The organism is Streptomyces sp. SID3343 (assembly GCF_009865215.1).
Classification (GTDB): Bacteria; Actinomycetota; Actinomycetes; order Streptomycetales; family Streptomycetaceae; genus Embleya.
On record NZ_WWJX01000049.1, the window covers coordinates 1 to 7,688 of the forward strand.

The 7,688-nt window shown below is 70.6% G+C and carries 9 protein-coding genes and 1 pseudogene; 4 read left to right on the top strand and 6 right to left on the bottom strand.

Features of this window, described 5'->3' with window-relative positions; all coding sequences use genetic code 11:
• A partial coding sequence (locus tag GT354_RS02215) for a hypothetical protein (RefSeq protein WP_161354452.1) occupies window positions 1–290 on the bottom strand: 290 nt, incomplete at its 3' end.
• 543 nt (window positions 291–833) lie between these two features.
• On the opposite strand from GT354_RS02215, the gene GT354_RS02220 reads away from it, so the two are divergent.
• Entirely contained in the window at window positions 834–1,826 is a 993-nt protein-coding gene (locus GT354_RS02220; RefSeq protein ID WP_161354453.1) for an aldo/keto reductase, read from the top strand.
• Between the two features lie 281 nt (window positions 1,827–2,107).
• On the opposite strand, the gene GT354_RS02225 is transcribed toward GT354_RS02220, so the two are convergent.
• Together GT354_RS02225 and GT354_RS56290 are read right to left on the bottom strand one after the other, a co-directional pair.
• On the bottom strand, window positions 2,108–2,890 hold the full coding sequence (locus GT354_RS02225; protein ID WP_161354454.1) for a tyrosine-protein phosphatase: 783 nt from the start codon (window positions 2,888–2,890) through the stop codon (window positions 2,108–2,110).
• A 124-nt stretch (window positions 2,891–3,014) separates the two neighbouring features.
• Window positions 3,015–3,425 carry a hypothetical protein gene (locus tag GT354_RS56290; RefSeq protein WP_346011800.1) on the bottom strand — a complete coding sequence of 137 codons (411 nt, stop codon included), beginning with the start codon at window positions 3,423–3,425 and terminating at the stop codon, window positions 3,015–3,017.
• Here GT354_RS56290 and GT354_RS56295 point away from each other — a divergent pair.
• Window positions 3,381–3,683, top strand: coding sequence for a hypothetical protein (locus tag GT354_RS56295; RefSeq protein WP_346011801.1), 303 nt, complete (start codon window positions 3,381–3,383; stop codon window positions 3,681–3,683). The genes GT354_RS56290 and GT354_RS56295 overlap by 45 nt on opposite strands.
• A gap of 16 nt (window positions 3,684–3,699) precedes the next feature.
• Here the strand turns inward: GT354_RS56295 and GT354_RS56300 are convergent.
• Both GT354_RS56300 and GT354_RS02235 read right to left on the bottom strand, forming a co-directional pair.
• A pseudogene (locus GT354_RS56300) lies at window positions 3,700–4,026 on the bottom strand (hypothetical protein); the annotation flags it as partial.
• A gap of 333 nt (window positions 4,027–4,359) precedes the next feature.
• A complete protein-coding gene (locus GT354_RS02235; RefSeq protein ID WP_161354455.1) occupies window positions 4,360–4,776 on the bottom strand; it encodes a VOC family protein in 417 nt (138 codons plus the stop codon).
• A gap of 79 nt (window positions 4,777–4,855) precedes the next feature.
• On the opposite strand from GT354_RS02235, the gene GT354_RS02240 reads away from it, so the two are divergent.
• Complete coding sequence (locus GT354_RS02240) at window positions 4,856–5,479, top strand: TetR/AcrR family transcriptional regulator (protein ID WP_161354456.1); 624 nt, start codon at window positions 4,856–4,858, stop codon at window positions 5,477–5,479.
• A 202-nt stretch (window positions 5,480–5,681) separates the two neighbouring features.
• Here the strand turns inward: GT354_RS02240 and GT354_RS02245 are convergent, their stop codons facing one another.
• Entirely contained in the window at window positions 5,682–6,524 is an 843-nt protein-coding gene (locus tag GT354_RS02245; RefSeq protein WP_161354457.1) for an alpha/beta hydrolase, read from the bottom strand.
• A gap of 110 nt (window positions 6,525–6,634) precedes the next feature.
• On the opposite strand from GT354_RS02245, the gene GT354_RS02250 reads away from it, so the two are divergent.
• Window positions 6,635–7,117, top strand: coding sequence for a helix-turn-helix domain-containing protein (locus tag GT354_RS02250; RefSeq protein WP_161354458.1), 483 nt, complete (start codon window positions 6,635–6,637; stop codon window positions 7,115–7,117).
• Window positions 7,118–7,688: the final 571 nt, after the last annotated feature.

Consider the following 7,688-nt stretch of genomic DNA (forward strand, 5'->3'; position numbering starts at 1 on the left):
TGGCGGGCGCCGGTGACGAGGTCGCCGAGTTGTGGCGCGGCGACGCGGCGCGGGCCGTTGCCCTGGTGCGCGAGCCGGCGGCCTGCGGGAAGTTCACCGCGGCCGAGGTCCTGGGCGCGGCGGCCGTCGGTGCCGGGCTGCCGGCGCTGAACGACGCGGGCACGGCGTCCGATCCGAGCATGATGGCCGAGCAGTGCCTGGGAGCCGTTCCCTACCTGGTGCTCGCGGTGGCCCTGGCGCCCGCAGACCTGGATCGACCCGATCAGTACTCCATGGTGATGCCCGTTCACAGCTCATCAACAAAGTCACCGCCGGCACGGTCGGCTTTTTCTTCGCACGGTTCTCCGGCGGCACGGTCGGCATCGACAGAACGGAGTTCTCCGGCGGTACGGTCGACTTCGACAGTGCGTTGGGGAGTTGCCCGGTCGGATTGTCGTTCGAGGCCGGGGTCCCCTACCGGTGGGGCTGACACTTGCCCCGACATGGACTGCGGTCCCTTTAAACGTGGTCTTGGGATGCAGCGATACTGCGGTGCCGGTCGCATCGAGATCGCCCGGGGTGACGGTGAGCCAGAGGTATGCGGTGGCGTGAAAGCCGAACCGGGCCGGCGCGAGGTCCACCGCGATGTGCAGTGCCCCGGAGGACAGCCCTATGGCGACCTGTTGCCGGTGGACCGTTTCACCCGCCCCCGCCCCCGCCCCGCCGCGCCTGACCCGCCGACGGGGGCCGGTCCTCCGGCTTGACTTCGAGCGCGCTCCAAGTCCTAGTGTCGGAGGCGTTCGTCAGCCTCTCGAGGTACCGCCCGGTCTGCCGGGCAGGAGGAGTATCCGCGCATGATCACCCGAACCACGCTCGGCTCGCCCGGTCTCACCGTCAGCGCGATGGGCCTGGGGTGTATGGGGATGAGCGAGAGCTATGGCGCCGCCGACTGGGACGGCGGCCTGGCCACCATCGACCGGGCCCTGGAGCTGGGCATCACGTTCCTGGACACCGCCGACGCCTACGGCACCGGGCACAACGAGGTGCTGGTGGGCCGGGCCATCCACGGCCGCCGGGATCAGGTGCAGCTGGCCACCAAGTTCGGCATCGACCGCAGCGCCGGCGACCGGGCACGCCGCATCCGCGGTGCCCGGGACTACGTGCTGCGCGCCTGCGACGCCTCGCTGCTGCGGCTGGGCGTCGAAGTGATCGACCTGTACTACGCCCACCGCCCGCCCCAGGACGTGGAGATCGAGGAGACCGTCGGGGCGATGGCCGAGCTGGTCGAGGCGGGCAAGGTCCGCCATCTGGGCCTGTCCGAGGTCGACGGCGAGCTGCTGCGCCGGGCGCACGCGGTGCACCCGATCACCGCGGTGCAGAGCGAGTACTCGCTGTGGACCCGCGACGTCGAGGCGGTCACCCCGGTGATGGCCGAACTGGGGGTCGGGCTGGTGCCGTACTCGCCGCTGGGGCGGGGGTTCCTGACCGGCACCCTGGACCGCTCCACGCTGGGCGAGAAGGACTTCCGGCGTGCCAACCCCCGCTTCGCCGGCGAGGCGGGCGAGGCCAACGAGAGAATCGCGCAGACCGTGCGCGAGGTGGCCGACCGGCTGGGCGCCACCCCGGCCCAGGTGGCGCTGGCCTGGGTGTACGCCCAGGCGGAGCGGCTCGGGGTGGCGGTGGCGACCATTCCGGGCACCCGCAGCCCGGCCCGGCTGGAGCAGAACGCGGCCGCGCTGGAGCTCACCCTGGACGCCGAGGCGCTGGCCGCGCTGGACCCGCTGAGCGACAAGGTGACGGGCGAGCGCTACACCCCCGCGCACACCGCTGAGGTCGCGCGGGGTTAGCCGGTGGGCTCGACGCGCACGACCGCAACGAGCACGGCACAGTCTCGGTTTGCGTCCGCTATGACGCGCACGAGAAGACCTGGAGCGAACCGCCGGCCTACCTGTTCCAGAGCTTCCACGGTGGCACCCAACGCGGAATGTCCAGCACGACCGTCCGGCGCCTGATCGGTAGGGCATGCGACGAACTCGCGCTGACACACCCGCAGTTCAAGAACATCAGTCGCAAACGCGCGACGTGCTCGTCGGCCGGCCTGCTTCACCGTGGTCCGTGGGCTCTCGTGTCACGGTGAAGCGAGCAGGCGTGCGCGCAGTGCGTCGCGCATAGTGTCGTCCACGCCGAGAGCGTCGCGCAGGTATGCGTCGATGCTCCCGTGCCGGGCGCGGACGTGGTCCAGGGCGGTCGTGAGGTATTCCGGGCGCACCGTCAGGGCGGGCCGTATCAGTCGGGTGACCGGCGAGTCGTCCATCGGCAGCGGGGAGGCGGCGTTGGAGAGGAGGTACTCCTCGACGACGGCGCTCTCGTCGAGGCCCGCGGCGAGGAGGACGAGGGCCACGAGCCGGCCGGTCCGGTCCTTGCCCGCGGAACAGTGGACGAGTGCGGGTGTGTTGGCCGGGTCGCACAGGTCGCGCAGCGCCGCGCCGAACGTTCGGTGCGGGTCGTCCGCCATGGCCGTGTAGAAGTCCGCCATCTGCCGGGCCATGGCGTCCTCGAGTTCTTCGGGGGTGCCGCCGCCGAGGTAGTCGGCGAGCCCGGCCATGTCGCGGTTGGCGAGGTGGGCGCGCAGGCGCAGGTACGGATCCGGTGCCGGGAGGTCGAAGGCGAGGCGACGGGCGCCGTCGACGCGGATCGTCCCCTCGGCTTCGACCTCGGGTGTCGACCGCAGGTCGACGATCAGCCGGATACCCAGCTCGGCGAGCAGACGGATGTCCTGCGCGGTGGCGTCGGCCGGGTGAGCGCTGCGGTACAGGACGCCGGAGGCGACGGTGCTTCCGCCTGGCGCGCTCGGCCCGCCGATGTCGCGCCAGTTGCCGATCTTTTGCGGGAGGATGCCGGGGGCATGCATGCGTGTTCGTCCTTGGTTCGCGATGGGTGGAGTGAAACGGCCGGGACCCCGGGCGGTGGTCACGGGCGAGCCGGCCCGCGCGGGAAGCGGCGGACCGGTTCGGGCGGGGCGATGGAGGGGGCGTTCAGCTCCGCGGGCTCGGATGGCCGCAGCGGAACAGCGGCTCCCGGGTGTCGAAGGGGACGTCCTCGCGGGCGTCTTCGACCGCCGTCATCGACGAGGGCAGGTCGAACGGCAGGGTGCCGGCGGTCGGGTGCATGCCGAAGACGGCGTCCAGGAACAGGTCGTCGTCCGCGCCGAAGTCGGCGATGAGCGTCGTGGCGGCCGCCGCGAGTTCGGTGAGGATCGCGGCGCGGTCGAGGAAGACGCCGACGGCCGTGGGGACGGTCGCGCACAGGGCGCGCAGCCGCGCGAGTTCGGTCGCTGGGAAGTCGAGGGATCCGGCGTGGAAGTGCCGTTCCAGGAACCCTTCGCGGGACTCGTAGGGGGCGTGGACGCGTACGACGGTCAGGTCCGCGTCCTCGGGCCGACCCACCACCGTGCCGTACCGGGCCGCGACTTCGGCGTCGACGCCGTCGACGTACAGACGCGGACGCGCGGTGCCCGCGAACGGCTCGCCGGTGAGTCGGACGAGCGCGCGCCGCTGTGCGCGTCGGCCCAGGTCGACGTGGACCGGGTTCCCGACGACGTGTTCGGCGAGGGCAGGGTCGGTGTACGGGTCGTCGAACAGGCCGAGCCGGAACTTGTCGCCGGAGGATCCGTCGCGCGGATTCGTCGATGCGCGCCTCGGTGACCGCGCCGGACCGCACGACGTCGATGATGAGGTCCGTCCGTGTCTCGCCGCCGAGTTGGTCGACGCCCGCGTCCAGCATGAGCGTGACCTGCTCGGCGAGGGTCAGGTGCGCGACACCCCAGTTCCTTGGCGGCAGCGACACGATCCCCGGCACCTCCATGCCCGTGAGCACGTTGAAGTCGCTGCACACGACGCCGTCGAAACCGAAGCGCTCCCGAAGCAGCCCGGTCAGGACGACGAGGCACAGACGACGGCTCTGCGTCGCGAACGCGTCGGATTCGTCTTCCAGACGTACAACCTCGAAGTAGGCCGCAGCATCGAGGCAACCACCGAATGTGCGCATCAGTTGATCTCGATCACGCCGCGGTGAGCTTGGGGCGCTCGACCAGGTGCCCGCGTTCGAAGCGGGTCCGGCCCGGACGAGCGGGACGAGGTGGGCGTCATGGACGCGAAGGTGTCGTCGAGGCTGTGTCCCTGGGGGCGTTGTCGAACGGTGGGGAGCAACTTTCGGTAGTGGTGCAGGGGCTCCCGGGGTGCGTTGGCATCGACAGGAGAAATGGTGCCGGAACGGCCCTTCCGGTCGGAGTCCTCGTCGACCCGGGGCGGCCCCGTGGTGCGTTTTCCGCCGCGAAGGTCGCTCGGATGATGGCGGCTTTGTTTTTGCGGGCCCTCCGCCTTACGGATTTACGAACTGGTCGGCGTAAGCCGAGGTCGGTTCGATCGGTGTGATGATGTCGATCAGGACCCCGTCGGGGTCGGCCAGGATGAAGTGTCGCTGGCCGAAGTCCTCGCTACGGATGTCGAGTCGGGGGGTCAGGCCGGCGCCGAGGACGAGCCGCTCCCACTCGGCGTCTACGTCCTCGACCTCGAAGTTGAGGACCAGGCCCCGCACGGGGAGGCGGTATGCCTCGGGCAGTGTGGGATGGGTGTGGTCGAGGAGCGCGAGTTCGTAGGGGAGTGCTCCGAGGCGACGCAGGCTGATGTACCAGTCCGCCTCGAACGTCGGCTCGAATCCCATCAGGTCGATGTAGAACGCGCGGGATTCCCGCAGGCGGGAGGTGCAAATTACCGGGTAGAAGCTGGTCAGTGTCATCGCGTGGACTCCTTAGCATACCGTCGGTATGTTAAGTAAAGTATTGGCATACCATCGGTATGTCAACGAGTGGAGTCTCATGACGCAGGACGACAACGGTGGATCGGGCGGTCGAGCCCGGCAGCGTGAGCAGACCCGGCAAGCCCTGGTGCGCGAGAGCAGGCGCCTGTTCGCCGCGTCGGGGTACGGCGCCGTGGGCTTGTCGGAGATCGTCCGAGCCGCGGGCGTCACGAAGGGGGCGCTCTATCACCAGTTCGCCGGCAAAACCGAGCTGTTTCGGGCCGTACTGGAGGAGGTCCAACAGGAGGTCGCTGCCCGAGTGGCGACCGCCGCGGACGCCGAGACCGACCCGTGGCGCCAACTCACGGCCGGTTGTCAGGCGTTCCTGACCGCGGGCACCGACCCCGACGTCCAGCGGATCATGCTCGTGGACGGCCCGGCGGTGCTGGGCTGGACCGAGTGGCGCGTCATGGACGAGGCGACATCGGCCCGGCATCTGTCCGAGGCCCTGACGGAATTGATCGACGCGGGCGTGATCGCGAGGCAGCCGGTGCCGCCGTTGGCGCATCTGCTGTCCGGCGCGATGAACGAAGCCGTGCTGTGGTTGGCGGGGAGCGGGAACGCGGCGAAGGACCTGGCCGACGTCCGAGCGGCCCTGGCACGGATGTTGGAGGCGTTGCGGGTGGCGGAAGACGAGGGGTGACGAACCTGCCGCTACCGGATCACGCATGTCGTTCGCGTCCCTCGCGGGCATACCGTCGATCAAATGAGGACGCGGTACGCGGCGATCGAGGCCGGCGCGCCCTCCAGCGCGTTTTTTTGGTCCGGCAAGGATCCGGCGGGACCAGGGCGTCGCCGCCAAGGCGGATCGGATCGCGGTGACCCGAGGCGGGAGCGGCGCGGCACTAGGCTAGAACGGTCTTGAGAACGCGCGCCGTTGCGCTGGGGAAGGCCGTGGCGCCGTTGTGGCCGCCCGGGAACTCGACCGGCTCGACGCCCAGTCGGGCGCCGAGCGCCAAGGCGCAGCGGTAGGTGTGCACCGTCCGCCGGGTCGTTCGGCCCGTCGCCGGAACGATCCGGGTGCCGACCTGGTCCGCGGCCGGTGCGATGCGGTCGACGTCCGTGCGGTCGTCGAGGGCGGCGTGGAACTCGGTGCGGATGAAGAAGTCGAAGTTGGCCCGTCGTCGGGGGGTGAGCGGTTGGGGTGTGAGGTTCTCCTCGGTCTCGTCGTGGGTGAAGTCGATGCCCAGGTGGCGGGCGATCGCGGGGAACGCCGCGGCGAGGCCGCCCGCGGCGTGGGCGGCTTGGACAGCCCTCAGTTCGGCGGCGTGCTCGATCCGGTCGGTCTCCGGCAGCAGGCGCGGCATGATCGGCTCGTGCGCGATCAGCGTTCCCACCGTGCCCGGGTGGCGGATAACGGTCTGCAGGCCGATCGCGGCGCCCATGCTGAATCCGGCCATCAGCGCGGGTCCGTCGCCGATCTCGGTGAGCAGTCGGGCCACGTCGTCGGCGTGGTCGGCCATGGTGACGGGCCGGGTGGGGTCGTCGAGGACGCTGCGAGACAGGCCGCGGCGGTCGTAAGTGACGACGGTGAACGTGTCGGTCAGGTGCGGGACGAGGTCGACTGTGCGGTCCGCGTCGCCCTCGCCGCTCTGGGACAGGAGGAGGACGGGCCCGCTGCCCTGGACTCGGAAGTGGAGAGTGGCGCCCGAGACGGACAGGGTGCCGGTGGATGCGGTCGTGGTCATGGTGGATCCCCTTGCCGGTCATCGGTTGTTCGTGACTGACACCGACGACGCTATCGCGTCGAATCGGATACATCAATATCGATGCATCTGATTCGATGTATCATCGGAGCATGAACGGAGTCGAGCTGTTCCTGCTGGGGCGCGCCCTGATGAAGATCGGCGAGCAGGCGATGCCCCGACCCGCGACGGCATCGGGGGGTTCGGGGCGCACGGTGGTCGTCGTTCTCGGTGACGTCGTCTCCCATCCCGGGACGACGGTCGGCGAGATCGCCACCCGCACGGGTCTGCCGCAAAGCCAGGTGTCCACAGCGATCGCCCGGCTGGAGGAGGCGGGGTCGATCGACGCGACTCCCGACCCCGCCGATCGCCGCCGCCGGCTCGTCAACCCCGCCGACAAACCCTCCGCCAGGGTCGCCGAAGTCCGCGCCGCCACCGTTGACGCCGCCCTCGCAGCCGTTCTCGCCGGCCCCGACGGCACCGCCTCGGATCCGATTACGCTCGGTGAAGTCGCCGCAGCCCTGGATGTGCTGGCCCGCCACCTCACACCGGCGATCGCCACCCGCGCCCGTGACTTCGACGGCCGGGAGGCGTGAGGGGCGTGGTCGACTCCCGACCTCGCGAAGCCCCGTCCGTCGCGGCGTCGGCGACCGGCGTCGTGCGACCGACGAGGGGCACTGACATGGGGTCGGCCAGGGGGGTCTCCTGAGAGGGCACACCGATACGCAGCCGCCGCGGCGCGCCGGGCTGCGGCAGCGGCGGGAACGGGCCGGGCAGGGCGCCTTGCCCTGCCCGGTCGGCGTCGCCGCGAACGGCGGACGTCACGTTCCTCCCGTAACCCGTGACCGAGGCAGCCGAACTCGCCGAGTACCGGCGGGCGTCGGCGGCGGCGATGGACGCCCACAATGCGTGGCCGGTGGCGCGGCCGGCTGATCGGTGGCCCTTGATCGCGGTGTGTCCGCGGTGGTGCTTGTAGGAGTGCAGCCATCGCGGAGCGCAACGCGGCCGAGAACGAGACGCGTGAGGGATGGCCGGGGGCGACGGCGACACCGGTGACCGAGTTGGTCACGCAGGCGGCGAACCACGTGCTGTAGGGGTGGACGAGGTCACCGTCGGTGATCACACCCGGGGAGGCTTGGACGTGGTCGGCCTCCCAGGTGTGGTTGC

Excerpts from the sequence above, each read along its gene's own strand:
- GT354_RS02220 (WP_161354453.1), top strand. The coding sequence starts at position 834 with ATGATCACCCGAACCACGCTCGGCTCGCCCGGTCTCACCGTCAGCGCG.
- GT354_RS02225 (WP_161354454.1), bottom strand. The coding sequence starts at position 2,890 with ATGCATGCCCCCGGCATCCTCCCGCAAAAGATCGGCAACTGGCGCGAC.
- GT354_RS02235 (WP_161354455.1), bottom strand. The coding sequence starts at position 4,776 with ATGACACTGACCAGCTTCTACCCGGTAATTTGCACCTCCCGCCTGCGG.
- GT354_RS02240 (WP_161354456.1), top strand. The coding sequence starts at position 4,856 with ATGACGCAGGACGACAACGGTGGATCGGGCGGTCGAGCCCGGCAGCGT.
- GT354_RS02245 (WP_161354457.1), bottom strand. The coding sequence starts at position 6,524 with ATGACCACGACCGCATCCACCGGCACCCTGTCCGTCTCGGGCGCCACT.
- GT354_RS02250 (WP_161354458.1), top strand. The coding sequence starts at position 6,635 with ATGAACGGAGTCGAGCTGTTCCTGCTGGGGCGCGCCCTGATGAAGATC.